The following is a 23,417-nucleotide window of genomic DNA, read 5'->3' as shown; positions in this document are numbered from 1 at the left end:
ACCTTAGTTATTAGACACAACCGCGTAAGGATGGTTGCATGCAGATTACGGCGTTGCGCCGGATTACTGCCATCGGTGGTGGCCACGGCCTAGGCCGGGTATTGTCCACGCTGGCGTTTATGAAGCACAAATTGGTAGGCGTTGTTGCAACCACCGACAATGGTGGCGCAACAGGTCTGTTGCGGGCGTCCCATCACACCATTGCCTGGGGCGATATCCGCAATTGCCTGTCGCAATTGGTCGAGCAGCCGCTGGCTGCGGATGTGCTTAACTTTCGCTTCGAAGGTGAAACCTCGCTGGCCGGCCATAACCTCGGTAATCTGCTGCTGTATACCCTTGATCAGGTCAGTGCGCGGCCACTGGACGGCATCCAACTGCTCAGCCGGCTGCTGAACGTCAACACCCGCTTATTACCGATGTCAGAGTGCCCGACCGATTTGGTGGCGACCACGGCTGAGGACATTCAGTGTCATGGCGAGATTTTAATTGATCGGTTGGAACACATGCCCAAGGCGTTGAGCCTGTCCGGCGAAGCCCATGCAACGCCGGAAGCCGTTCGCCATCTGTATAACAGTGATTTGATCATTCTCGGTCCCGGCAGCTTCCTGACCTCGGTACTGCCGCCATTATTGGTCAAAGACATTGCGGTGGCGTTGCGCAAAACTCGCGGCAAAGTGGTCTTTATTGATAATCTGGTGCACGAAAAAGGGCCTGCCGGAACCCTCTCGGTGACGGAAAAGCTGGCCTTTCTGGAGCAACACATTGGCCAGTGTGTGGTCGACCTTGTGTTATCCAATCACCATGACCCTCAGTTACAGATACCGCGTCTGGGCGGGTTAACCGCCGATAGCGATGTCCACTACCGGCATGATCCTGACGTATTACTGCAGCGCTTGAACGCCGCTGTGGAAACCCTGTTCAAGCAAACCGCTTAACCGCCGTCCGCGGAAATCCGTGACGCAACCGCGCCGTGCTGATCGCGGTATTTAGCATCGACTCGTTTGTTGTAGGGGCGTTCGCAAGGACCGCTCAAGCGTTCAAAACTGATGGCACCGATTTTCATGCCCGGCCTCAGTGCCAACGGCAACTTACCGCTGTTGTAAAACTCCAGCACAATTTGTCCCGACCAGCCTGGGTCGATACGATGTGCCGTAACATGCACCATCAATCCCAGTCGCGCCAGTGACGAACGGCCATCGAGCCAACCCACCATGTCTTCCGGTAAGCGAATCGATTCGTGCGTAACAGCCAGTGCGAATTCACCCGGATGAATGAAAAACGCTTGATCCGGGCGCAAGTTGATTTCATCACTCATGACTTCCTGAATGGCTTTTTCTATCGCCTCTCGCGAGCCGCTGATGTCGATGTAAGGGGCGGCATGATCCTGCAGGACTCGAAATTCGGAGCCGAGGTGAATGTCCAGCGTTACACCGGAAATATTGTGCTTCGCGGGCGCAGGCTCAACGCCAATAATGCCTTCCTGCAAAAATTGTTCGATTTCTTTGTCGTTTAACCGCATAGCTGTTCCCTAAACTGACTGATGTGTTGATGTTACACGTTTTTTTGCGCCTGATGATAGAGCTTTCTGGCAACCTCTGCGGCCGTTGAGCGGATCAACTGACTGAACGGATGCTGCGGTTGCGCAATCAATAGTGGTTGCTCACGGTCGAGACTGTCCCGGAATTCGGTGGTCAGCGGCCATTGCCCTAACAGGCCGACCTGATGTTCCGTCGCCAGCGCGTCACCTCCGCCAGCGCCAAAAATGGCATCGCGTTCGCCACAGTGCCGGCACTCATAATAGCTCATATTTTCTAACACACCCAGCAACGGGATATTAAGCTTTTTAAACATCGCGATACCTTTCTCGGCATCGCGCAAGGCAACGGTTTGTGGCGTTGTTACCACCACCGCGGCAGTCACCGGTAGTTTCTGTGCCATGGTTAACTGAATATCCCCGGTGCCCGGTGGCATATCGACGATCAAATAATCCAGTTGCTGCCAGTTAGTGTCGCGATAAAGCTGCTGCAAAGCACTGCTGGCCATCGGTCCGCGCCAGATGGTTGCATCGTTATCATCAACCAGATAACCGAGCGAATTCACTTGTAGGCCAAACCGTTGCAGTGGCTCCATCTTGTTGCGTTCATTAACACTCAATTGATGGTCGCCGCGCCCGAGCATGGTCGGGATCGATGGTCCGTAAATATCCGCATCCAACAGCCCGACACGGGCGCCCAGTTGTTGCAGCCCCAGCGCCAACGACACGCTGACTGAGGATTTGCCGACGCCGCCTTTACCCGATGACACCACAATCACATTACCGGTGGTTAATGGCAACTCTGGCTGCGAATTGGGCATTTTTTTAATGCGACAGTGTAGCTGCCATTGATAATCGCGGGTTGCCGGGTGCTCGGCCAGCTGTTGCAGCAGCGCCTCTTGGTCGACGGCGTACGGCACGGTAAGTTCTGCTGTGCCGTTGTTTTTGTCCAGCCGAATCCAGTCGGACTGCAGTCCGGCCGGCAGGCCATCTTTAAAATCAGAAAACTGTGACATCAGCCACCTCTTGGCTCTGTGTATCATACGGTTCCTATGATAATATTGAGCTTCACATTGATATTAACAGTAATGGAAGCAGATTCTCGCATGAGCCAGAGCGAACGTAAAATTTTGGTGACCAATGCCTTGCCCTATGCCAACGGGCCGATTCATATTGGACATTTATTAGGCTACATCCAGGCCGACATCTGGGTGCGCTTTCAAAAGTTGCGCGGCAATGAGTGCCACTACATGTGCGCGGACGATGCCCACGGCACGCCGATCATGCTCAAGGCCCAGCAACTGGGTATCTCGCCCGAACAAATGATTGGCGAGATGCAACAGTCTCATGAACAGGACTTTGCCGGCTTCAACATCGGCTTTGATCACTACTACAGTACCCACAGTGAAGAAAACCGTGAGTTGGCAGAAACCATTTACAATCGGTTGGATAAAGCCGGTCACATCAAAACCGAGGTGATCGAGCAGCTCTACGATCCGCAAAAAGAAATGTTCCTGCCGGATCGTTTTGTTAAGGGCGATTGCCCGGATTGTGGTGCCGAAGACCAATACGGTGATAACTGTGACGTTTGTGGCGCCACCTATGCGCCGACGGATTTAAAAAATCCACGCTCGGTGGTGTCCGGTGCTACCCCGGAAATGCGTCAGTCGGAACATTACTTCTTTGACCTTCCCGCGTTTGGCGACATGTTGAAGAGCTGGACTCGCTCTGGTTCGTTACAGGGCGAAATGGCCAATAAACTGAACGAATGGTTCGAACAAGGTCTGCAGCGGTGGGATATTTCCCGCGATGCACCCTATTTCGGCTTCAAAATTCCGGGCACTGAGAACAAATATTTTTACGTCTGGCTGGATGCCCCGATCGGTTACATGAGCAGTTTTAAGAATTACTGCGACACCACGGGCAAAGCCAACTGGGACGAATACTGGCAGGCGGACAGCAAAGCCGAGGTGTATCACTTTATCGGCAAAGACATTATCTACTTCCACAGTCTGTTCTGGCCGGCGATGCTGAAAGGCGCTGACTTCCGTCAGCCGACCAACGTCTGGGCGCATGGTTTTATTACCGTTAACGGTACTAAGATGTCGAAGTCTAAGGGCACCTTTATCAAGGCGCGTACTTACCTCGATCACCTTAATCCGGAATACCTGCGTTATTACTTTGCCGCCAAACTGACCAGCCGCATCGACGATCTGGACCTGAACCTGACCGATTTCGCGCAACGGGTTAACTCAGATTTGGTCGGTAAGGTGATTAACATTGCCAGCCGCTGTGCCGGCTTCATCAGCAAAAAATTCGACGGCCGTCTGTCGGGTGACATCGCCGACGCGGTGTTGCTGGAAGATTTCCAGAAAGCCGGCGACCAGATTGCTGAGTATTACGAGAACCGTGAGTTCTCCAAAGCCATGCGTGACATCATGGCGTTGGCCGACCGTGCCAATCAATACATCGCCGACAAAGAACCCTGGCAGTTGATTAAGCAGCCGGGACACGAGAACGAAGTCCACGACATTTGCTCGCTGGGTATCAATCTGTTCCGTATTTTGATGATTTACTTAACCCCGGTGGTTCCGCAACTGGCGCAGTCGGTACAGCAGTTCTTAAACGATAACTTTAGCTGGGACAGTCACCGTACGGTACTCACCAACCACCCCATTGATAAATTTAAAGCGCTGATGCAGCGCGTCGATATGGAAGACATAAACGCTATGCTTGACGCATCAAAAGAACAACAGGCCGAGGCGACGACCGCGGCGGTCGCTACCGAAACCAATGACGAACTGAAAAAAGAACCGATCGCGGATGAAATCAGTTTTGATGAGTTTGCCAAAGTTGATTTACGGGTGGCGCGCATCGCCAATGCCGAGCACGTTGAAGGCGCTGATAAGCTGCTGAAACTGACGCTTGATTTAGGCGGCGAGCAACGCCAGGTATTTGCCGGGATTAAGTCGGCCTACCAACCGGAACAGCTGATTGGTCAACTGACCGTGATGGTGGCCAACCTGGCACCGCGTAAAATGCGTTTTGGCCTGTCTGAAGGCATGGTACTTGCGGCCGGCCCGGGGAAAGACGAAATTTATATTCTTAACCCGCACGACGGCGCCAAACCCGGTATGCGTGTGATGTAATCCGGCTACAGCAGTTGGGTTATCTTACAACCCAACTGGTAACCGCCCTCTTCCAGGCGCTGGCTGCGCAACACCTCGGCCAGCGCTTTAAAGGCCGGAAACTTTTCACCGGCTTTGATGTAAATGACAATACGTTCGCCTTCGGCAACCGGCGGCTCAACCTGTAACGAAGCTCCGGTAGCACTTAAATCAAGACACACGGCGTCCAGTACCTGCTCGTGCTCACCGCCCTCATCATAGCCAATCACCACCTTTGCGTCGGCATTAACCGACATCCGCATAAAGTTACGATGGTCGTCTGATCCCAACATGCCGCTTCCTTAAAAATTTACAATTCTTTATTCAGTTTTAGCACGACTGTGCCGATAAGAAAACTGAAACCAAATTAAGGATGATCCCATGTCAATGATAGAGTTGGATTCTAATAAAATGGTCAGTGCGAAGTTTGCCATCGGACAACTTATTACTCATTCGCTGTACGGCTATCGAGGCGTTATTATTGATGCCGATCCGGTGTTCAGCTTATCCGACGAGTGGTATCAGCGTATGGCCACCACCCGCCCGAGTAAACAGCAGCCCTGGTATCATGTGCTGGTCAATAATTCGTCCATTCAGACCTACGTCAGCGAGTCCAATTTAGACCCGGACTTTACCGAAGCGCCGATCCAACACCCAATGGTTGACTTGGTGTTTTGTGACCGTACCCGCGGGCATTATGTATTGGCCGATAAAATTAACTAATTAGACGGACAACGATTGCTCGTTGTCGCAGCGATAGGTACCATGGAAGGACGCTGATTTACCAAGGAATGTACTATGGCTGAAGAAACCATTTTCAGTAAGATCATAAACCGAGAAATCCCCGCCGACATCGTCTACGAAGATGACATTGCACTGGCGTTTAAGGACATTAATCCGCAAGCTCCGGTGCATCTGCTGATCATCCCGAAAAAGCCGATTGCGACCATTAACGACATCGCAGAAGAGGATGCGGACATTGTCGGTCACCTGTACATTGTCGCCGCCAAACTGGCGGTACAACATGGCTTTGCCAAAGACGGTTACCGCTGCGTGATGAACTGTAACGAACACGGTGGCCAAACCGTTTATCACATTCACCTGCATTTACTTGCCGGCAAACCGATGGGCTGGCCACCCTACACCGATGTTATGAAGAAAGCCTGAGCACGGTGCTGCTAAGGCCGGTAGCGTGGGTCAAGAATTTGATCCACGCGCCAGGTACCCTCTTCCTGCACCAGAACCACGTCACGACTGTCCTTAACGTTATCGCCTTTGTATTCACCTTCGAAAATCACCGTCGCCCGCAGTTCCTGCTTGTTGTTTAAATAAGGCACGATGGAATCCGCTTCGACCGTTAATTCGACACGATCATAGTAACGACCCAGCACGTAACGTTCGACGCCGCTTAGCGTGGCGTAATGCTCGATCAGGCCATCCATCCGTTCAGAGGCAAAGCGCTTCGCTTTGTTGAGATCGTCATCACGATATATGGCCTGGTAAAAGCCCTTGATAGCAGCGGCTTCCTCGGTTTCTGCGTCACCGTCACCGTAGCCCCGTTCAACCTCACCGCAGCCGACTAAAGTTAACGCCGTTACCATTGCCGTTGCTAATACTGTCACGCGCATCCTCAGTCTCCCTTAACCGTGCCTTCACGGCGTGGGTCGGCACCGCCAACCAACGAGCCGTCGGGCATCAGGCTGATGCCGTGCAAACCACTATTAAGATCGATCACACGCACCTCATGACCGCGTTGTTGCAACGGCTCGGCGTGGTCGGCAATGGCACGACCTTTTTCCAGCGAGGTATAGTCGTTGCGATTCGTCACATGACCCATATTGATCGCTTGCTGCATGTCCAAGTTCCAGTCCAGCAGACCAACCAGTGTCTGAGTTACATAATTAATGATGCGACTGCCTCCCGGAGAACCCAGCGCATGCAGTACCTGCTGGCCGTTCTGATCCAACACCACAGTCGGTGCCATCGAACTGCGCGGACGCTTGCCCGGCTCTACCCGGTTGGCGATTTTAACCGAACCGTCCATCGGCACCAGCGAGAAATCGGTGAGCTGGTTATTGAGCAGGAAGCCACCGGCCATCACGGTCGAACCAAAACCCATTTCGATACTGGTGGTCATCGATACCACGTTGCCATCGGCATCAACAATGCTGATGTGGCTGGTGTTCGGCAGTTCATAGGCGACATCCTGCTGGTATTCAGGCACCAACGCGCCACCGGGTGTCGCTTTGCCCATATCTTCTTCGCCAATTAACGCGGCACGTTCGGCAAGGTAGTCATCATTCAGCATCGCCGTGACCGGAACGTCAACAAAATCGGGATCGGCAATCCACTGATTGCGATCGGCAAAAGCCAACCGCGAAGCCTGACTGAATAAATGCGTTGCTTCCAGGCCATTTACCGGCAACTGGTCAAACTCAAAGTTTTCTAACACACCCAAAGTCTGGAGCGTGGTTAAACCACCGGAACTTGGCGGGCCCATACCGCAAACACGGTACTGGCGATAATCGTCACATACCGGTTCACGCAATTTGGCCTGATAATTGGCGAGGTCCTGCAGGCTCAGTTTGCCGGGCGCAATCGGACTGTTCTGCACCGCATCAACAATCATCTCGGCGATCGGCCCTTGGTAGAAGGCGTCGGCGCCCTGTTCGGCGATCAGTTGCAGGGAGTCTGCGTAGTCCGGATTCTTCAACCGATCACCGGCTGCAAGCGGTTCGCCATCGGGGAAGAAGTAGGCACTGGCGGCCGGCATTTTCTTCACCCCGGGATTGATTTCCATGGCCACCAGCTTAGCCAGTCGCGGCGACACCTCAAACCCCTCTTCGGCCAGCTCAATGGCGTCGTCAAATAATACCGACCAGTCGCGCTTGCCCCAGCGCTCATGCGCCAGTTCCAACCCGCGGAGCAGCCCCGGCGTACCTACCGAACGGCCACCGACCACGGCATCAATCCAGCGCGGCGGTTTACCGTTTTCGTCCAGAAACAAAGCCTCGGTAGCCGCCATAGGCGCGGTTTCCCGTGCGTCAATGCTGTACAGCTTTTTATCCTCAGCGTGCCAGTACAGAATAAATGCTCCACCACCGATGCCCGATGATTGCGGCTCGGTTAACCCCAGCATCGCCTGTACCGCAATCGCGGCATCAATGGCCGAACCGCCGGCTTTCAGTACCTGATAGCCGGCTTCGACCGCATGCGGATTGGCCGCTGCAACCATGTAATCTTGCGCGGTTACGGCGGTTTTGTCGGTAAACCCGGTTGCTGCTTCCGGCTCCCGCACTTCAACCCCGGAGGAGGCTGAGCTGAGCTCCGAACCGCTGTTACAGGCGGTCAATGAGGAAGCAAAGGCGAGCGCGATGAGGCTGGTTTTAAGGTTTAATTTCATGCATTTCCTTTTTCTTTACCGCAATTTGCCTCTATCATACGAAGCCATGGGTATTGGTGCAATGAGATCGAACATGGAAAAACTACAACACGGCGTTTTTGCGCTTATATTGGCTGTTATCGTAATGGCGGTTTTACAACTGATGCCGCAATGGCACGATGCGCTGACGTTTCATAGCGAGTCGGCATTAAGCCAGGGCTGGCCGTTGATCAGTGCTCACTTTATTCACCTCGACTGGACCCATGCGCTGTTTAACTATCTTGCGCTGGCGGTTATCGTCGCCATCTGGCATCGTCATTTAAACAGCCGCTGGTTGCTGAACGCGATGCTGCTCAGTGCGGTCACCATCAGTCTGCTGCTGTTATTTTTTGAGGTACAGTTTGTCGGTTTATCCGGTGTCATTCATGGCTTGCTGCTGTACTGCCTGATTCGCGATGCCAAACAACACCGCTGGATGTGGCTGTTGGTTGTCGCCGTGCTGGCCAAAGTGGTGGCAGAATTGCTGGGCTGGCGTCCGGCACACTTCGTCGGCGACGATGTCGCGTTAATTCATGCGGCGGGCCTGGTCAGTGCCTTAGTGCTGTTAAAACTGGAACGGCGCCGCTTAAGCGACGCCGTTCCCGAACCGTTAAAAAACAAAAACGCTGAGCGCTAATCGCGCTCAGGTTTCAGGTTTTCTTCGAACAACTTGAAGATACGACGGTATTCGTTCAGCCAGCTTTCCGGCTGACGGAAGCCATGCGGTTCGACCGGATAAATGGCCGTTTCCCAATCGGTCTTCTTCAGCTCAATAAGACGCTGTACCAGACGCACGCTGTCCTGGAAGAAAACGTTGTCATCGATCATCGGCGCGTTGATCAGCAACGCATCCTGCAGGCCTTCCGCGAAATAAATCGGTGAACTGCGACGATAGGCAATGGTGTCGTCCTGTGGCAGGTTCAGAATGTTTGAGGTGTAGCCAACGTTATAGTGGGCCCAATCCGTTACCGGACGCAATGCCGAGCCGGCTTCAAACAAACCCGGTTCCTTAAACAACGCCATAAAGGTCAGGAAACCACCGTACGAACCACCGTAGGTACCCAAACGATCACCATCCACGTTCAGTTCGCGCTGTAGGTAATCGGCAACATCCACCAGGTCTTCCACTTCCGGCGTGCCCATTTGGCGATAAATTGCGGTACGCCAGTCGCGGCCGTATCCTTTCGAACCCCGGTAGTCGAGATCCGCAACCACATAACCGTGCTTATTCAGCAAGCTATGGAACATAAACTCACGGAAGTAATTTGACCAACCCAGATGGGCGTTCTGCAGATACCCGGCACCGTGAATGAAGACCACCGCCGGGTACGCTTCAGCGCGGTCAGCGTCGAAGTCTTCAGGGGTGTAAATGCGGGTATAAATCGGCCGCTCGACATGGCTTGACGGTACCCCGACCACATCCGGTGCGGTCCAGTCGATGCTGAGGAATTTCTCAGACACGGTAAAGGTCTTACGCTCTGGCGCATCGCCCGGCTGGGTCGATTTGTGATAAAGCTCCGGTGGCATCAACGGCGTTGAGTGCGTCAACAGCAGTTGATCATCGGTCGGGCTCAGTTCAAACGCGGTCATACCGCCCAAATCGGTCAACGCTTCAGGCTTACTGCTGCCGTCGGTTTTCACCCGATAAACTTCGTAAATGCCCGGATGGTCGATGTTGGCCTGAAAGTAGAAGTACTCCGCATCCCGGCTCAGTTCAGCGGTTTCGACCACATAGTCACCTGCGGTCAGTTGCTGGCGGTCTCCGTTCAGCGGCTTCACGTACAGGTGCGAGTAACCGTCGGCTTCGGACATAAACCATAGGGTTTCGGTGTTCAGCCAACCAAATTCGTTATGGGTATAGTTAATCCAGGCGTCGTCGTGCAGACGATCCTGAGCGACCAGTTTTTTACCGGCAAAGTCCACCGTCGCGATCCAACGGTCTTTGTTGTCCCAGGCTTCCAGCATTACCGCCAGCTGCGTACCGTCTTCATTCCACTGCATGGCGCCGTTTTCCCAGCCCCAGTCAGCCATCAGATGAATCGCACGCGGCTTTTGCTCCGACTCATAGTCTTCACCACGAGCCTCGTGGTTTTCGCGCTTGACCTCGGCCAGTACGTCTTCATTCCAGCCCGGCAAGGTATTGTACGTCAGCGTGGTGTCGCTGTGGTTTTGCAAATCCAGAATCACCAGTTGCTGTTCATTCGGCTTAGCATCGGCGACACGGCGGCGCACCCGTTCACTGGAGATGCGACCATCTTCGTTGATGTAGTTTGGCATGATGTCGCCGTCTTCGCGCCAGGCCTGCGGCTCACTGATGGCGGCAATGATTTTATCACCACGTGGCGACAAACGGGCATCAACCAGCTGTTTGGATTTATCCAGATAAAACGGTTTTGGTGCCAGCGTTGGGTTTTCCGCCTGCAATTGCTGTTCACGCTCAAATCGCTCGGCCGCTGCCTTACGCTCTTTCTGCACAAACTGGATAAGCTGTTGCTCTTCACGGGCCAGGTAATCGGCGGCTGGTTTATTTGCCTGTGGTGCGTCTTCAAACTTGATTGACGCCACCTGGCGGCTCGCACCGGTATTCACGTCCACCACGTAAAAGTCGTTACCCTGCTGATAACTCAGGCTACCATCCGTCATCGCCTGCAGATTGTGCTGACGGGCTTCATCGCGGGTCAATTGGCGTACGCTGTTATCCGCAAAACGGACAAACACATTACCTTCGTAGGTATAGGCTATCCAATCGGCAACGGCTGAACGCTCGGTTTCGTCAGCGACGTAGAAATGATAATCCGACAAGGGTACCCGCTGGGCATCACCCTGGGCATTTTTTATCACCTTTAAGTCACGAATGTCACTGCCTTCGCGCTTCTGGTAAAACAGCATATCGTTGCCGTCCAGGCTCCAGAAGGCGTTCTCCGGAAAACGACCCATCCAGTCCGGATCGGCCATGATTTGTTCCATCGTCAGCTCGGCCGTACCCTGAGCACTGGCAAGCGGATCGGCACTGACGGTTTGTACTTGCTTGGACGTGGCTGCCGGAGCCATTGCCGCGCCGTCATTAGCGGGCGACGTAGATGCGCAAGAGGCGGCTAATAATGCCGCCCCTATTGCAATCACTAAACGTGATTTAACCATGTGTTTATTCCTTATTGTGCGTCTGGCTGATTCTCTGGACGTGCCTGCTGCACCGCCTGCAACTGTTGTAAGCGGTCGTTGACAGCGGTCAACGTCGGGTAGTCGTCTAACGGTACCTTAAAGCGTTGCGCGTTGTACACCTGCGGCAACAGGCAGATATCTGCCAATGTTACCGAATCTCCGTAGCAATATTCACCGGCAGTTTCGGTCAGCCGCTGTTCAAATGCGGTGAAAGCCGTGTGTACCCAGTGATGAATCCAGTCATTGCGCTGTTCATCTGAGCAATTGAGGGTTCCGGTCAAGTATTGCAGCACCCGTAAGTTGGTGATCGGTTGCAGTTCGCAGGCCAGGTCATACGCGAGGGCGCGTGCCTTGGCGCGATCAACCGGATCCGATGGCAACAAAGGTCGCTGCGCGTAGCGCTCATCCAGGTATTCGATGATTGCTAACGATTGATTCAGGGTAACGTCATCATCAACAAAGGTCGGCACCAGGCTTGCCGGATTGAGCTTTTTGTATTCGGGGGTATGCTGTTCACCGCCGTCTTTAATCAGGTGTACGGACTGATAGTCAAACGGCAGTTTTTTTAAATAAAGCGCCAGCCGGACACGAAAACTGGCGCTTGAGCGCCAGTATCCATAGAGCTTCATCATTGTGACGGTCCTTTATATTCCACCACTTTTTGATCAATGGCACCAAAGATGGACTGACCGTTGGGGTCTTTCATTTCCATATGAATGGTGTCGCCGAATTTCATGAATTCAGTGCTGGGCTTGCCGTCACGGATGGTTTCGATCATGCGGACCTCGGCTATACAACTGTAGCCGACGCCGCCTTCTTCGATGGCAGTACCGTGGTCGGTGCCCTGTTTGTTCGATACCGTACCCGAGCCAATGATGGCACCGGCGCCAAGGTTACGGGTCTTCGCCGCATGTGCGACCAATTGAGCAAAATTGAAGGTCATGTCTTCGCCGGCATTGGGTTTGCCAAACGGCTTGCCGTTGTATTCTGACAGCAACGGTAAATGCACTTTATTGTCGCGCCAGGCATCACCCAGCTCGTCCGGAGTGACCGCGACCGGTGAAAACGCTGACGATGGCTTGCTCTGGAAAAAGCCAAAGCCTTTGCCCAACTCTCCCGGGATCAAGCCGCGCAGTGACACGTCGTTCACCAGCATCAGTAACTTAATGTGCTCGCCGGCCGCTTTGGCGTCGATGCCCATTGGCACATCATCGGTAATGACCGCGATTTCACCTTCAAAGTCGATGCCCCACTCGGTGCTGGCCATCTGAATTTCGTCGTGTGGTCCCAAGAAGTCGTCGGAGCCACCTTGATACATCAGTGGATCTTCCCAAAAGCTGGGCGGCATTTCGGCGCCACGAGCCTTACGCACCAGCTCAACGTGGTTAACATAAGCACTGCCGTCAGCCCATTGATAAGCACGCGGCAACGGTGATTCACACAGCACCTGCTCAAAGGTCACTTCACCGTCAACACGGCCCGCGTTGAGCTGCTGGTAAACCTCATTGAGCTTCGCTTCAACGTCATCCCAGTTATCAATGGCTTCCTGCATACAGGAGGCGATTGCGGGCACGGCAACGGCGCGTGTCAGGTCTTTACTGACAACCATTAACTGGCCGTCACGGGTTCCATTTCGGTATGTGGCTAGTTTCATAAATTATTTTTTCTCCTGCCAACTGTAAACGTAGTCGGGATTCTCGACCGCCAATGCGACGTTACTCATTTCCAGCGCATTGCGGGTATCAAGCATCACCGCAACTTCGTCAGTGAATTTCTTTTTGTACTCACGCCCGGCTTTAAAGGCTTTCGGGTGCGGGCCATGGGTAAAACCTGCCGGATGGAAGGTTACCATACCACGATCGATGTTATCGCGACTAAAGAAGTCACCCTCGTGATAGAACAGCACTTCATCGTAATCGTCGTTGTTGTGATAGAACGGCACTTTGAGGGCGCCCGGATCCGATTCAATCGGCCGTGGCACAAAGGTACAAACCACAAAGCCGTCCGCCACAAAGGTGGTGTGCGCCGATGGTGGTAAGTGATAGCGATGGCTCATTAACGGGCGGATATCGCGCCAGTTTAAGCGCACCGGTGCCAGATCGCCATGCCAGCCAATGGCATCCAACGGGTTGTACGGATAGGTGATGGTACTGATCTGTTGATGACGTTTGACATACACCTGCCAGCGCTGTTCGCTGTACTGCGCTTTGAACGCATCATCAATGGCCGGAGTATCCAGTACCGCCGGATCAAACACTGCATGATTACCGACAATGCCTTTCTCCGGCAGCTGATAGGCGCCGTTAGTCGCCTCAATCATCAGCAGTTCCATTTTTTCGTCCGGCTCTAACCGCCAGTTGGTTGAGCGCGGCAACATAAAGTAGTCGCCCTTAACCAGATGGATATGGCCGTAATCGCAGAACAAATGACCGCTGCCCTCATGAACGAACAACAGATCGTCACCGTCGGCATTACGCACCAGGTACTTCATGTTTTCCGAACAATGCCAGATGCGGAACTTACACTGACTGTTCGACAGCAGGTCTGGCGTCAGCCAAGGATTTTCCGGCGCCTGTTCGGTCAATTGATTGAAGTCAAAGGCACGCGGTTTCAGCGGCCCTTCCCACTCCGACCAACCGGTCGGCGCATGTTGATGATGGAAGTGCGTCGCAGGGCCAAAAAAGCCGCTGCGACCCGCTTCGCGCTCATAAATGGCCTGCTCCGGAAAGTCAGCATGGGCTTGTCGTGACGACGTCCCTTCCTGCTTCGGGAAGCTGATCCATTTACGCATCGCTCAATACTCCACGGCGAATTTGATCTTCCTCGATACTCTCGAACAGCGCTTTAAAGTTACCTTCGCCAAAGCCTTCATTGCCTTTACGCTGAATGATTTCGAAGAATACCGGACCAATCACGGTCTGCGTGAAAATCTGCAGCAAAATACCGTCTTTCATCGGGGCACCGTCGATCAGGATGCGTTGTTCGCGTAGCGCATCAACGTCTTCTTCGTGACCCTCAACACGCTCATCGATTTTCTCGTAGTAGGTGTCCGGCGTGTCCATGAAATTCATGCCAATGGCGCGCAAGTCTTTAACGGTTTTGTAGATATTGTCTGAGGTCAGGGCGATGTGCTGAATACCCTCGCCTTTGTACTCACGCAGGTACTCTTCGATTTGTGACTTGTCGTCGTGCGATTCGTTGATTGGAATGCGGATTTTGCCGCACGGTGCGGTCATGGCGCGGCTCAACAAACCGGTCAGTTTACCTTCGATGTCAAAATAGCGGATTTCACGGAAGTTACCGATGCGCTCGTAGAAGCCGGCCCAGGTATCCATGTTGCCGCGGAACACGTTGTGCGTCAGGTGATCGATTTCGTACAGACCCGCCGCGTGTTCTTTCATTTTGCTTTCCCAGTTATCGTAAAACTCGAAATGCTGATGATAAATCTCGTGGTTGGCGTAGTTGTCGATAAAGTACAACACGCTCTCGCCGATGCCGTACACGGCTTTGGCACCATCGATGACGCCCTGTTCGGCAGGAAACGCTTTGGCGCCATTGGCCACGGCGTGGTCAAACGCATGCTTAGCATCTTTTACACGCCATGCCATACCACAGACGCTGGGACCGTGATCTTTGGCAAATTCTTCTGCCTGGCCACCCGGCTCAGCATTAACGATGAAGTTAACGTCGTTTTGTTTGTACAGCCAGGCTTGCTTGGTTTTGTGCTTGGCTACTTCGGTAAAGCCCAGTTTATCAAACAGGTCTTTCAGTGCGTCGATGCCTTTTTGATCCGGAGCGCTGTACTCAACGAATTCAAAGCCATCGGTATTCAGTGGGTTGGTCATTACATCTGACATGGTTTTATCCTTCCTGTTATTCGGTGTTGTTTTTTATGTCCCTTACACTGTAGGAGGATGCCGTGTCGATGGCGAGCTTTGCTCAACTGGCGAAATTTTAGTCCGCCACAGGCTTTTTGTAACGTTTGATTTACAAATAAAAAAGGCGTCTGCAAACACATACAGAACGCCTTTCGGTCGATTTTAGCGTGTAAACATTACTTTACAACACTCATTGAATGTCCGTTTTTATTTACGCTGGCGTTGTTTACCGATGCCGTAGTCGCGCAGCTTGTTGGCCACTGCGGTGTGCGACAGCCCCAACCGCTTGGCTAACTGGCGGGTGCTCGGAAAGCTTGGGTACAGACGTCGTAAAATGCTGGACTCAAACTGCCGTACCGCTTCATCCAGGGTAAGATCGTCCATATCAACCGCCAGCGGTTCATTACCACTGTGTGCTTCGGGTAAGCGCACATCGGCGGCTTCCAGAGTGTTTCCTTCGAGCATGGAAACCGAGCGGAACATGGTATTTTCCAATTGCCGCACGTTACCCGGCCACTGATAGCGCCGCAGTTTTTCGCGCGTCGCACGACCCAGCTTGACCTGACTGCGACCCAGGGTTTTGCAGGCTTGCGCAACAAAGTGTTCGGCCAGCAACATGATGTCCGAGCCACGTTCCCGCAATGGCGGCAACTGCAATGACAACACGTTTAGGCGGTAATACAGATCCTCACGGAATTTACCCTGTTCGACCAGCGCATAGAGCTGATCCTGAGCGGTACAAATAACCCGCACGTCGACACTGACCTCCTGCTCCTCGCCGATACGACGAAACACGCCGTCTTCGAGAAAGCGCAACAGCTTCGCCTGCAGACTGATGGACATTTCACCCACGGAGTCCAGCAGCACGGTGCCACCGGCGGCCTGCTCCAACACGCCGGACTTGCGCGTGCTTTGATGACTGAGGCTACCTTCACCGTGGCCGAACAGTTCGCTTTCCGCCACATTGTCGGGCAACGCCGCGCAATTAATGGCTAAAAACGGTTTCTCAAAACGACTGCTGGCGTAATGGCAGGCCTTCGCCAGCAGTTCTTTACCGACGCCGGTTTCGCCCTCGATCAACAACGGTGCATCCAGTTCCGCCATGCGTTGTGCATCTTTCAGCACCCGCTTGATGCTGGCATGCTCGGTCAGAATACCGGCAAAGGCTGACTGGTTGTCGCCGCGCTGCCAGGTCGCGGTAATCGGCTCGGTTTTACAGGTTATCACCGCTCCGGCAAAGGTTTCGCTGCCGTCCTCACCGGTTACCCAAATCGGTAACAGCTGGGCGTGATATTCGTCATGACCGATCAAAATGGCTTCGTAGGTCGGTTCTTTTGGCTGTTTTTCCAGCCAGCGCAGGATCGAGAAGCCATGAATGTATTGGTTAATGACCTCGCCTTTGAGATTTTCGCCCTGGCCGCTGAGCAACTGCGCACCGGCATCGTTAATGATGTCGATGCAACCTTTAGTATCAATGGATAACACCGGGTCGGGCAAGGTACTGAGCAGCAGACTGAACTCAAAATGCTCGCGTTCAAACGGCATGTAGGGAATGGTCTTAACGTCTTTTACATTGGGAATACGCCGAATTTGCGGCATTAAGTGACTGAAGTCCTCAAACGCCAATTCGGGGAAATTTAGAAAGATCTTACCGCGCGGGTCCACTTCGATACCACGTAAGTCAATCTCGTGGTCACGCAATATTTGCAGCACGTCCTGGCAAATGCCTAAGCGGTCGTCGCAGCTAATCTCTAATCTCATATCGGGTTGTCACCGGTTCGTCAAAAAACGTCTTGTAAAGCAAATGATACAGCAAAGTGACGGTGACAGATAGTAAAAACCCCAGCACTCGGCCGGGGTTTTATTCCATTGGTCGAATTATTCGGTGTGCGCCTGGTTACGCGGCGTCTTCATCAAGTACTTTGTCGGTTTTCGCCGCCATAATGAAGTCGTTGCGATGCAGGCCGTCAATGGCGTGAGTCCACCATGTAACGGTGGTTTTGCCCCACTCGGTGGTAATCTCCGGGTGGTGCTTTTCCTGCTCGGCAATCTCGCCGACACGGTTGGTGAACGCTAATGCCTGACGGAAGTTTTTAAATGTGTACTCCCGTTGCAGCATCATCACGCCGTCACGGGTGATCGGTGTCCACTCAGGAATTTCACGCATCAGTTCTTTCAGTTCGTCGTCACTGACCTTAGGCACATCACCACGGCAGGCTTCACACTTCTCGCTGTCTAGAGACATCATTGCTCCTTTCATGTTTGGTAAATGAGTTACTGTGCTTGCGCCACCGGCGCAAGCCATTGAACCTTATCTGGCGCTCGCTACGCGACGTCGGTCTTTGGTTTTGGCGGAAACTTGGGTTCAAATAATCCCAGCTCCATCGCCTCCTGTACCAGCGCCATAATATCCATATCGGAAATTTCGTAAAGTTCATCGACGCTTTCTATGGTGTAGTAGATCGGCTGGATGATATCAATCCGATACGGTGTGCGCAGCGCATCCAAGGCTTTTAAGGGTTTACGCTCCGGCTTATCACTGTTCACCGCGTATTCGGTTTCTGCCGGAGACGACAGAATACCGCCGCCATAAATGCGCAGCCCTTGTGCGGTTTTCATCAGACCGAACTCGACCGTAAACCAATACAGACGTGCAAGATACACCCGCTCTTTCGGCGATGCCGCATAACCCAATTTACCGTATTGATGGGTGAAATGCGCAAACGCCGGATTGGTCAGCAGCGGGCAGTGACCGAAGATCTCATGGAAAATATCCGGTTCCTGCAGGTAGTCAAATTCTTCCCGCGTACGAATAAAGGTCGCCACCGGGAACTGTTTGTTCGCCAACAACCGGAAAAACTCATCAAACGGGATCAACGCCGGTACTGCAGCGACCTGCCAGCCGGTTTCGCGTTCCAGCACCGCATTAATTTCGTGCAACTGTGGCAGTCTATCCTTGGGCAGATCCAGTAATTCGAGTCCCTTCATGTACTCGTCACACGCTTTCCCGGGAATGCATTTTAGCTGACGCTCTACCAGGTCATGCCAAATCGCATTCTCTTCGTCGGTCCAATGAATGATGCCATTCTCGTCCGGCTGTTTGGATACGTACTTACTTTCTTTACCCATACCTTCCTCTTGTTCTGTGAAACGTAATTATGACCCGGCTTATGCCGTTTGTTGCCAGCGCTGTTGGCTGGCTGTTAATGCTTGTTGTAAGTCAGCGATGATGTCATCGGCGGCTTCCAGGCCAACAGCAATGCGCACCAGCGTGTCGGTTATGCCGGCCTTTTGTCGTGCTTCCGGCGTGTACGGCGAGTGCGTCATTGACGCAGGATGCTGGATCAGCGTTTCGGCATCACCCAGGCTCACCGCCAGCGGAATCATCTGCAACTGATTAAGAAAATAGCGGGCTTGTGCCTCGTCACCTTCCAGTTCCAGCGCAATCACCGCCCCCGCATGTTTCATTTGCGTGCCGATAAGATGGTGGTGAGGGTGATCCGCCAGTCCAGGATAATACACTTTCCGTACCCCCGGGTGCTGCACCAGAAAATCCGCCACTTTTTCGGCGTTTTCACAATGCCGCTGCATCCGCACGTCTAATGTTTTCAAGCCTCGCAAAATCAGCCAGGCATCGTGCGGGCTGATGGTCGCGCCCATATCCTTAAGCGTAGTGCCCTTAATCAGCGCGATGTCTTCGGCGCTGCCGCAGACGATGCCGGCGACCACGTCTCCATGACCGTTTAAAAACTTGGTGGCACTGTGCACCACCAAATCGGCGCCCTGTTGTTTCGGTTGCTGTAACAGCGGCGTCATAAAGGTATTGTCGACGATAAGGCGAATATCGCGGCCGGCGATGACCTGACTGACGGCCGCAATATCGACCAGTTTTAGATGCGGGTTCGCCGGCGTTTCTAAAAATACCAGCCGGGTGTTGTCCTGCAGCGATTGCTGCAAGGCATCGGTGTCGTTAAGGTCGACAAAGTCGGCGTGCACGCCGAAGCGTTCAAACAGTTCGCTGAACAACGCAAAACTGCAACCGTAAATGGCATCGGATACCACGATGTGGTCACCGGCCCGTAAAAAGACCATGGTACAGGCTGCAATCGCGCCCATACCGGTTGCCGCAGCCGCCGCAGCTTCGTAGCCTTCCAGCTCTGCCACCCGGGTTTCCAGTTCATGGGTGGTCGGATTGCCGAGACGGCTGTAGATATACCCGGCCTCTTCACCGGCAAAACGCGCCGAACCTTGATCCGCATCAGCGAATTTAAAGGTTGATGTCTGATATAACGGCGATGCCAGTGCGCCGTGAGGATCATCATGGCCGCTGCCGGCATGAATCACCTTGGTCGCCAATTGCCACTGTTTTTTATTGTTATTATTTTTGTCGTGATGCGCTGTCATATTGACCCGTTTATAACCACTTTTTTTACAATGTTGTTAACACTAAGAGTGCATTGCGGGGTCTGTTATTGGCAACAAAAAAGCCCGCAACAAGTGCGGGCTTTACTGTAACGGAAATTTTCCACTAGGGTTTATGCGGCTCATTTGGGGTACGTGTCGAGGCGCGATAAATGCCCGGCAATAACTGGCTGAGCTGGGTTAACAACTCTTTCTGTAAGCGCCCATAACCGGGTCGTTTAACATGGTGGAAGGGTAACGGTCGGGTCAGCGACATCACCTGAAACCCCAACCGCGCGGTCAATAAGCCGGCCCCCAACCCCTGCCCGGCGCGGGCCGACAATTTACTCATCAACTCGGCACTGAGCCATTGGGTACCTACGTCAACCACCAGTTCGCTGATGCCGGCGTAGGCCAGGTTAGCCAGGATCTGACGCCATAAACGTACGCGGCTCCAATAGCCCAGCTCGACACCATAACAGCGTGCGACATCCGCAATCATGCGCTGATTACGCCACAGCAATAACAGCATATCGGCAATTGAACTGGGGCTAACCGCAACCAGCGCTGCGGATTCCGCCGCCCGTTTGCTGATGATGCGCTGGGCCTGCTGATCAACCCGACTGAGAATGTCCTTCTCGAAGCGTTCCTGACGTTCATCGTCGTTCCAGTAGGGTTGCTCGATTTGCTGCCAGAGCGCGTGTAAATCCGGGTGCTTCAGATCGGCTAATAGCTGCGTCGGTGCCGTGTGCTGCTGACGCTGCCAGCGGCGCTTAAGGCGCCGCAGCAACAACCATTCTCGCCCGATAAAATAGCCTAAACTCAGCAACGCGATACCTAAACCGCTCGCCCACAACGCGCCGAGCAGCCAGTGCTGCTGAAAACTTTCCAATAATAATAAGGTTGTTTCGATCGATACCGCCGCCAGCAGTAACAGCAGACTGATCAGCAGCCAGCGTCGGACTCGCCGGTTGGGCGAACTCGTTAGCGGTTCATTGATGCTAAGCGCATCGGCATGTGCTTGAGGCGTATCTGCCTCATCCACGTCGACAGCGGCTGCCGGTTCCTGATCAGGGTCATAATAGGTCAGTTGCGCCTTACCTTGTTTTGGCTGGCTCATAACAGTTTGTCCCCAAGTAGGTATTCGAGTAATTGATCCAGGCGCACGTGCGGCAAGGGTGACTGGCCGCTGACAAACTGCGGCGACAGTCGTGGGTAGGCGAAACCTTGCGCCCACGCCTCACGATCCGGCCAGTTAGCCGGCACCGTTGGTGCGCCGATACGCACGCGCTGCCCCGCTTCATCGTAACCGTCCAGCACCACCGTGCCATCGGCCAGTTTACCGGGCTGCGCCACGGCAATGCCGGACACCGCAAACAACTGATAGCTGATGCGTTCAAAGTCCAACTGCTGTCGGCTTTGTTGCAGCAATTGACCCAATAACTGACGCATGGCGCTGTGTTGCTCCGGTGCGACGTGATCAGCTTTTGATGCGACCAGCGCTACTCGGTCAATTTGTGGTGACAGTAACCGTTTCAACAACGAATTATTGCCATATTCAAAGCTTTTCATTAATTCGCCAAGGGCTAAGCGCAGTTCAGACAAGGCATCTTCACCGGCCTGCAAGGCCGACAATAGGTCCACCAAAACGATTTGCCGGTTATAGTCCTGAAAATAATTTTTATAAAACGGTTTGATGACCTGCTGTTGATAGTAGCTAAACTTCGCTTCTAACGAGTCGCGCCATGCTGCCGGCAGGCTCAGGTGTTGTGGCCAGGGGAAAAAGTCCAGTGCCGGCGCATCCGCCAGTTCGCCGGGCAGCAAATGACGTCCTGGCTGCAAAAAATACAGGCCAAATTCCTGTTTGCAGCGTTGCAGTTGCTGCTGATAATCACGGGCCAGACGGCGCAGGGTTTCATCAGTGTCCTGACTCTGCTCAATACTGGCTGCCACCCGTGCCTGCCAGTCCGCAAAAATCTGTTGTCGCACGCCCTGTTGTGCCAGCCGGCTTTGCTGCTCGCTCCACTGCTGATAGGTTAGGCCCAGCATCGGCAAGTCCAGCAACCATTCACCCGGGTAATCGATCAGATCCAGTGTCAGCCGGCGGGTATCACTGAGTTTACTGGCCAGTCCTTTATTCGGTTTGTACTTTAATTCCACCCGAATTTCGCTGACATCACGGGTCGACTGCGGCCAGCCCGGCGTTTCGGCAGTCAGAGCGGCGATGGCGGCCTCATAATCGAAGCGTGCAACGGACCACTGACTGCTCGGAACCAGCCTTGCACCCTGCAAGCGCCGTTCGGAACGCACCGCCCAGTAGGGCAAGCGGTTGCTGTCATTGGCATACAACATCTGCTCCAGCAGCCCGGTCAACAACGCCGTCTTGCCGGCGCCGCTTAAGCCGGTGACGGCCAGGCGGACATGACGATCGAGCCCGCGGTCGAGAAGATCGCGGGCTCGTTTAGAAACCTGTTCGGCTAACTTTTCCGTTCGGCTCACAGCTTACTGAATTCCTTATGTAAGTTGTACTGGTTCGAGGTCACGTACTTTTCCATCCGTTGCAGTTCCTGTTCCAGTTCACTCAGTTCCTGGTTCAGTTCCCGAAACGCGCGGTGTGGTGGCTCGCCGGCCTGATACACACTGCTTTTTACATTAACGTGGTGTGCCTGTGACAACTGTGCCGGCGCCTTGTCCAGTATCAGCCAGCCGGCCACATACAAAATGAAGAAAAAGCCACTTGAGAAGATAAAGCCGGTGAAAAACACCACGCGAACGATCCAGGCCTCAACATTCAAGTAGTCGGCAAGACCGGCGCAAACGCCGGCCAGCTTGCCTTTTTCGGTATTACGACGCAATTCACGTTTGCCTGAGCTCATATGTGCTCCCTCCAATTGGGCGCATCGGCGTCCAGAATGCGTTCCAGCGTCTTGATTCTGTCACGCATTTTTTCAACCTGTTCAGCCATTTGGTTTAACTGCATGCGCTCTTCGTCACTTAAACCTTTGTTCACCTGCTTCTTGCTGCGGTAATGCAGAATCAGCCAGATGGGTGCGACAAAAATCGTGAATAAGATAATTGGCGCAACTAACAGTCCTAAAATGCTTTCCATAATCCGTTCCTAGTCGAGTCGATTAGCGTTGCGGTTACTCGTCGCCTTTTGCTTTGGCTTTCATGCGAGCTTTTAACGCTTCCAGCTCATCATTCACTTTGCCTTCGTTTTCCAGCTCAGCGAACTCGTCGCGCAACGTACGTTTGCCTAAATCATAGGATTCAACCTGTGCTTCGATATCATCAATCTTAGCTTCGTAACGGTCAAATTTTTCCATCGCATCGTTGACTTTATTACTGTCGACCTGCTGCTTAACCGCAAGACGGCTGGTCGCTGTCTTCTGGCGCATCAGAATGGTTTTCTGACGAGCTTTAGCATCGGCTAACTTTTCCTGTAACTGACCGATTTCGTCGTTCAGTTTATCCAGGCTTTCGTCAACACGGTCGATTTCGTGCTGCAACGATTCAACCACTTGCTGCGCTTTTTGTTTTTCAATCAACGCCTGCTTAGCCAAATCTTCACGCTCTTTAGACAGTGCCAGCTCGGCTTTGCTTTCCCAGTCCAGCACTTCGTGTTCCGCGCGCTGCTGCTGACGCTGCACGTCTTTTTTCTCGGCCAGTAAACGAGCGGAGGTAGAACGCACTTCAACCAGTGTGTCTTCCATTTCCTGAATGATCAGGCGCACCATTTTTTGTGGATCTTCTGCTTTATCCAGAAGCGAGTTGATATTCGAGTTCACGATATCGCTAAAACGTGAAAAAATACCCATAATAATTACCTCACAGTTGGTGTTTCGAATAAGTGG

The 23,417-nt window shown here is 53.2% G+C and carries 24 protein-coding genes; 5 read left to right on the top strand and 19 right to left on the bottom strand.

Annotation, left to right across the window (positions count from 1 at the left end):
• Positions 1-38: 38 nt before the first annotated feature.
• Positions 39-935 (top strand): uridine diphosphate-N-acetylglucosamine-binding protein YvcK, encoded by an 897-nt coding sequence (gene yvcK, locus C5610_RS05285; RefSeq protein ID WP_105306253.1) that lies wholly within the window; start codon positions 39-41, stop codon positions 933-935.
• Here the strand turns inward: yvcK and dcd are convergent.
• Together dcd and apbC are read right to left on the bottom strand one after the other, a co-directional pair.
• On the bottom strand, positions 932-1,519 hold the full coding sequence (dcd, locus tag C5610_RS05280) for a dCTP deaminase (protein ID WP_105306252.1): 588 nt from the start codon (positions 1,517-1,519) through the stop codon (positions 932-934). The two genes, yvcK and dcd, sit on opposite strands and share 4 nt — an antisense overlap.
• Before the next feature lie 32 nt (positions 1,520-1,551).
• Entirely contained in the window at positions 1,552-2,550 is a 999-nt protein-coding gene (gene apbC, locus C5610_RS05275) for an iron-sulfur cluster carrier protein ApbC (protein WP_105306251.1), read from the bottom strand.
• A gap of 90 nt (positions 2,551-2,640) precedes the next feature.
• On the opposite strand from apbC, the gene metG reads away from it, so the two are divergent.
• Positions 2,641-4,683 carry a methionine--tRNA ligase gene (gene metG, locus C5610_RS05270; RefSeq protein WP_105307707.1) on the top strand — a complete coding sequence of 681 codons (2,043 nt, stop codon included), beginning with the start codon at positions 2,641-2,643 and terminating at the stop codon, positions 4,681-4,683.
• Between the two features lie 5 nt (positions 4,684-4,688).
• Here metG and C5610_RS05265 read toward each other — a convergent pair whose 3' ends face one another.
• Entirely contained in the window at positions 4,689-4,994 is a 306-nt protein-coding gene (locus tag C5610_RS05265) for a PilZ domain-containing protein (RefSeq protein ID WP_105306250.1), read from the bottom strand.
• Between the two features lie 88 nt (positions 4,995-5,082).
• On the opposite strand from C5610_RS05265, the gene hspQ reads away from it, so the two are divergent.
• Positions 5,083-5,424, top strand: a complete 342-nt coding sequence (gene hspQ / locus C5610_RS05260; RefSeq protein WP_241970501.1) for a heat shock protein HspQ — start codon at positions 5,083-5,085, stop codon at positions 5,422-5,424.
• A 75-nt stretch (positions 5,425-5,499) separates the two neighbouring features.
• Complete coding sequence (locus tag C5610_RS05255) at positions 5,500-5,868, top strand: histidine triad nucleotide-binding protein (protein ID WP_105306249.1); 369 nt, start codon at positions 5,500-5,502, stop codon at positions 5,866-5,868.
• An 11-nt stretch (positions 5,869-5,879) separates the two neighbouring features.
• On the opposite strand, the gene C5610_RS05250 is transcribed toward C5610_RS05255, so the two are convergent.
• Both C5610_RS05250 and ggt read right to left on the bottom strand, forming a co-directional pair.
• Positions 5,880-6,329 (bottom strand): hypothetical protein, encoded by a 450-nt coding sequence (locus tag C5610_RS05250; protein WP_241970502.1) that lies wholly within the window; start codon positions 6,327-6,329, stop codon positions 5,880-5,882.
• Between the two features lie 2 nt (positions 6,330-6,331).
• Entirely contained in the window at positions 6,332-8,104 is a 1,773-nt protein-coding gene (gene ggt / locus C5610_RS05245) for a gamma-glutamyltransferase (protein WP_105306248.1), read from the bottom strand.
• 73 nt (positions 8,105-8,177) lie between these two features.
• Between ggt and rrtA the strand changes: the two genes are divergently transcribed.
• Entirely contained in the window at positions 8,178-8,759 is a 582-nt protein-coding gene (rrtA, locus tag C5610_RS05240; RefSeq protein WP_105306247.1) for a rhombosortase, read from the top strand.
• On the opposite strand, the gene C5610_RS05235 is transcribed toward rrtA, so the two are convergent.
• From C5610_RS05235 to pspA, 14 genes are all read right to left on the bottom strand, one after another.
• The gene (locus tag C5610_RS05235) at positions 8,756-11,263 is read right to left on the bottom strand and encodes a S9 family peptidase (protein ID WP_105306246.1); all 2,508 of its coding nucleotides are present in this window, start codon (positions 11,261-11,263) and stop codon (positions 8,756-8,758) included. The genes rrtA and C5610_RS05235 overlap by 4 nt on opposite strands.
• An 11-nt stretch (positions 11,264-11,274) precedes the next feature.
• Positions 11,275-11,913 (bottom strand): maleylacetoacetate isomerase, encoded by a 639-nt coding sequence (gene maiA / locus C5610_RS05230; protein ID WP_105307704.1) that lies wholly within the window; start codon positions 11,911-11,913, stop codon positions 11,275-11,277.
• A complete protein-coding gene (locus C5610_RS05225; RefSeq protein WP_105306245.1) occupies positions 11,913-12,938 on the bottom strand; it encodes a fumarylacetoacetate hydrolase family protein in 1,026 nt (341 codons plus the stop codon). Before C5610_RS05225 ends, maiA begins: the two co-directional genes overlap by 1 nt.
• A 3-nt stretch (positions 12,939-12,941) precedes the next feature.
• On the bottom strand, positions 12,942-14,075 hold the full coding sequence (locus C5610_RS05220) for a homogentisate 1,2-dioxygenase (protein ID WP_105306244.1): 1,134 nt from the start codon (positions 14,073-14,075) through the stop codon (positions 12,942-12,944).
• Positions 14,068-15,141: a 4-hydroxyphenylpyruvate dioxygenase gene (gene hppD / locus C5610_RS05215; RefSeq protein ID WP_105306243.1), complete on the bottom strand. Its 1,074-nt coding sequence runs from the start codon at positions 15,139-15,141 to the stop codon at positions 14,068-14,070. The genes C5610_RS05220 and hppD overlap by 8 nt, the downstream gene beginning before the upstream one ends.
• Positions 15,142-15,369: 228 nt before the next feature.
• Entirely contained in the window at positions 15,370-16,923 is a 1,554-nt protein-coding gene (gene tyrR, locus C5610_RS05210) for a transcriptional regulator TyrR (RefSeq protein ID WP_105306242.1), read from the bottom strand.
• Positions 16,924-17,059: 136 nt separating this feature from the next.
• The gene (locus C5610_RS05205; RefSeq protein ID WP_105306241.1) at positions 17,060-17,410 is read right to left on the bottom strand and encodes a 4a-hydroxytetrahydrobiopterin dehydratase; all 351 of its coding nucleotides are present in this window, start codon (positions 17,408-17,410) and stop codon (positions 17,060-17,062) included.
• Positions 17,411-17,487: 77 nt separating this feature from the next.
• A complete protein-coding gene (gene phhA / locus C5610_RS05200) occupies positions 17,488-18,291 on the bottom strand; it encodes a phenylalanine 4-monooxygenase (RefSeq protein ID WP_105306240.1) in 804 nt (267 codons plus the stop codon).
• 39 nt (positions 18,292-18,330) lie between these two features.
• On the bottom strand, positions 18,331-19,566 hold the full coding sequence (gene megL / locus C5610_RS05195; protein WP_105306239.1) for a methionine gamma-lyase: 1,236 nt from the start codon (positions 19,564-19,566) through the stop codon (positions 18,331-18,333).
• Between the two features lie 124 nt (positions 19,567-19,690).
• Positions 19,691-20,683, bottom strand: coding sequence for a YcjF family protein (locus tag C5610_RS05190; protein WP_105306238.1), 993 nt, complete (start codon positions 20,681-20,683; stop codon positions 19,691-19,693).
• Positions 20,680-22,062, bottom strand: a complete 1,383-nt coding sequence (locus C5610_RS05185) for a YcjX family protein (protein WP_105306237.1) — start codon at positions 22,060-22,062, stop codon at positions 20,680-20,682. The genes C5610_RS05190 and C5610_RS05185 overlap by 4 nt, the downstream gene beginning before the upstream one ends.
• The gene (gene pspC, locus C5610_RS05180) at positions 22,059-22,439 is read right to left on the bottom strand and encodes an envelope stress response membrane protein PspC (protein ID WP_105306236.1); all 381 of its coding nucleotides are present in this window, start codon (positions 22,437-22,439) and stop codon (positions 22,059-22,061) included. The genes C5610_RS05185 and pspC overlap by 4 nt, the downstream gene beginning before the upstream one ends.
• Positions 22,436-22,672, bottom strand: coding sequence for an envelope stress response membrane protein PspB (gene pspB / locus C5610_RS05175; RefSeq protein ID WP_105306235.1), 237 nt, complete (start codon positions 22,670-22,672; stop codon positions 22,436-22,438). Before pspB ends, pspC begins: the two co-directional genes overlap by 4 nt.
• Positions 22,673-22,706: 34 nt before the next feature.
• A complete protein-coding gene (pspA, locus tag C5610_RS05170; protein WP_105306234.1) occupies positions 22,707-23,381 on the bottom strand; it encodes a phage shock protein PspA in 675 nt (224 codons plus the stop codon).
• Positions 23,382-23,417 lie beyond the last annotated feature (36 nt).

Origin of the sequence: Idiomarina sp. OT37-5b (assembly GCF_002968395.1) — a bacterium.
Taxonomy (GTDB): Bacteria; Pseudomonadota; Gammaproteobacteria; order Enterobacterales; family Alteromonadaceae; genus Idiomarina; species Idiomarina aquatica.
Note: the sequence above shows the minus strand (reverse complement) of the source record. Positions and strands in the feature narration are given on the sequence as shown.

Coding starts and splice junctions, on each gene's coding strand:
- yvcK (WP_105306253.1), top strand. CDS start 39: ATGCAGATTACGGCGTTGCGCCGGATTACTGCCATCGGTGGTGGCCAC.
- dcd (WP_105306252.1), bottom strand. CDS start 1,519: ATGCGGTTAAACGACAAAGAAATCGAACAATTTTTGCAGGAAGGCATT.
- apbC (WP_105306251.1), bottom strand. CDS start 2,550: ATGTCACAGTTTTCTGATTTTAAAGATGGCCTGCCGGCCGGACTGCAG.
- metG (WP_105307707.1), top strand. CDS start 2,641: ATGAGCCAGAGCGAACGTAAAATTTTGGTGACCAATGCCTTGCCCTAT.
- C5610_RS05265 (WP_105306250.1), bottom strand. CDS start 4,994: ATGTTGGGATCAGACGACCATCGTAACTTTATGCGGATGTCGGTTAAT.
- hspQ (WP_241970501.1), top strand. CDS start 5,083: ATGTCAATGATAGAGTTGGATTCTAATAAAATGGTCAGTGCGAAGTTT.
- C5610_RS05255 (WP_105306249.1), top strand. CDS start 5,500: ATGGCTGAAGAAACCATTTTCAGTAAGATCATAAACCGAGAAATCCCC.
- C5610_RS05250 (WP_241970502.1), bottom strand. CDS start 6,329: ATGCGCGTGACAGTATTAGCAACGGCAATGGTAACGGCGTTAACTTTA.
- ggt (WP_105306248.1), bottom strand. CDS start 8,104: ATGAAATTAAACCTTAAAACCAGCCTCATCGCGCTCGCCTTTGCTTCC.
- rrtA (WP_105306247.1), top strand. CDS start 8,178: ATGGAAAAACTACAACACGGCGTTTTTGCGCTTATATTGGCTGTTATC.
- C5610_RS05235 (WP_105306246.1), bottom strand. CDS start 11,263: ATGGTTAAATCACGTTTAGTGATTGCAATAGGGGCGGCATTATTAGCC.
- maiA (WP_105307704.1), bottom strand. CDS start 11,913: ATGAAGCTCTATGGATACTGGCGCTCAAGCGCCAGTTTTCGTGTCCGG.
- C5610_RS05225 (WP_105306245.1), bottom strand. CDS start 12,938: ATGAAACTAGCCACATACCGAAATGGAACCCGTGACGGCCAGTTAATG.
- C5610_RS05220 (WP_105306244.1), bottom strand. CDS start 14,075: ATGCGTAAATGGATCAGCTTCCCGAAGCAGGAAGGGACGTCGTCACGA.
- hppD (WP_105306243.1), bottom strand. CDS start 15,141: ATGTCAGATGTAATGACCAACCCACTGAATACCGATGGCTTTGAATTC.
- tyrR (WP_105306242.1), bottom strand. CDS start 16,923: ATGAGATTAGAGATTAGCTGCGACGACCGCTTAGGCATTTGCCAGGAC.
- C5610_RS05205 (WP_105306241.1), bottom strand. CDS start 17,410: ATGATGTCTCTAGACAGCGAGAAGTGTGAAGCCTGCCGTGGTGATGTG.
- phhA (WP_105306240.1), bottom strand. CDS start 18,291: ATGGGTAAAGAAAGTAAGTACGTATCCAAACAGCCGGACGAGAATGGC.
- megL (WP_105306239.1), bottom strand. CDS start 19,566: ATGACAGCGCATCACGACAAAAATAATAACAATAAAAAACAGTGGCAA.
- C5610_RS05190 (WP_105306238.1), bottom strand. CDS start 20,683: ATGAGCCAGCCAAAACAAGGTAAGGCGCAACTGACCTATTATGACCCT.
- pspC (WP_105306236.1), bottom strand. CDS start 22,439: ATGAGCTCAGGCAAACGTGAATTGCGTCGTAATACCGAAAAAGGCAAG.
- pspB (WP_105306235.1), bottom strand. CDS start 22,672: ATGGAAAGCATTTTAGGACTGTTAGTTGCGCCAATTATCTTATTCACG.
- pspA (WP_105306234.1), bottom strand. CDS start 23,381: ATGGGTATTTTTTCACGTTTTAGCGATATCGTGAACTCGAATATCAAC.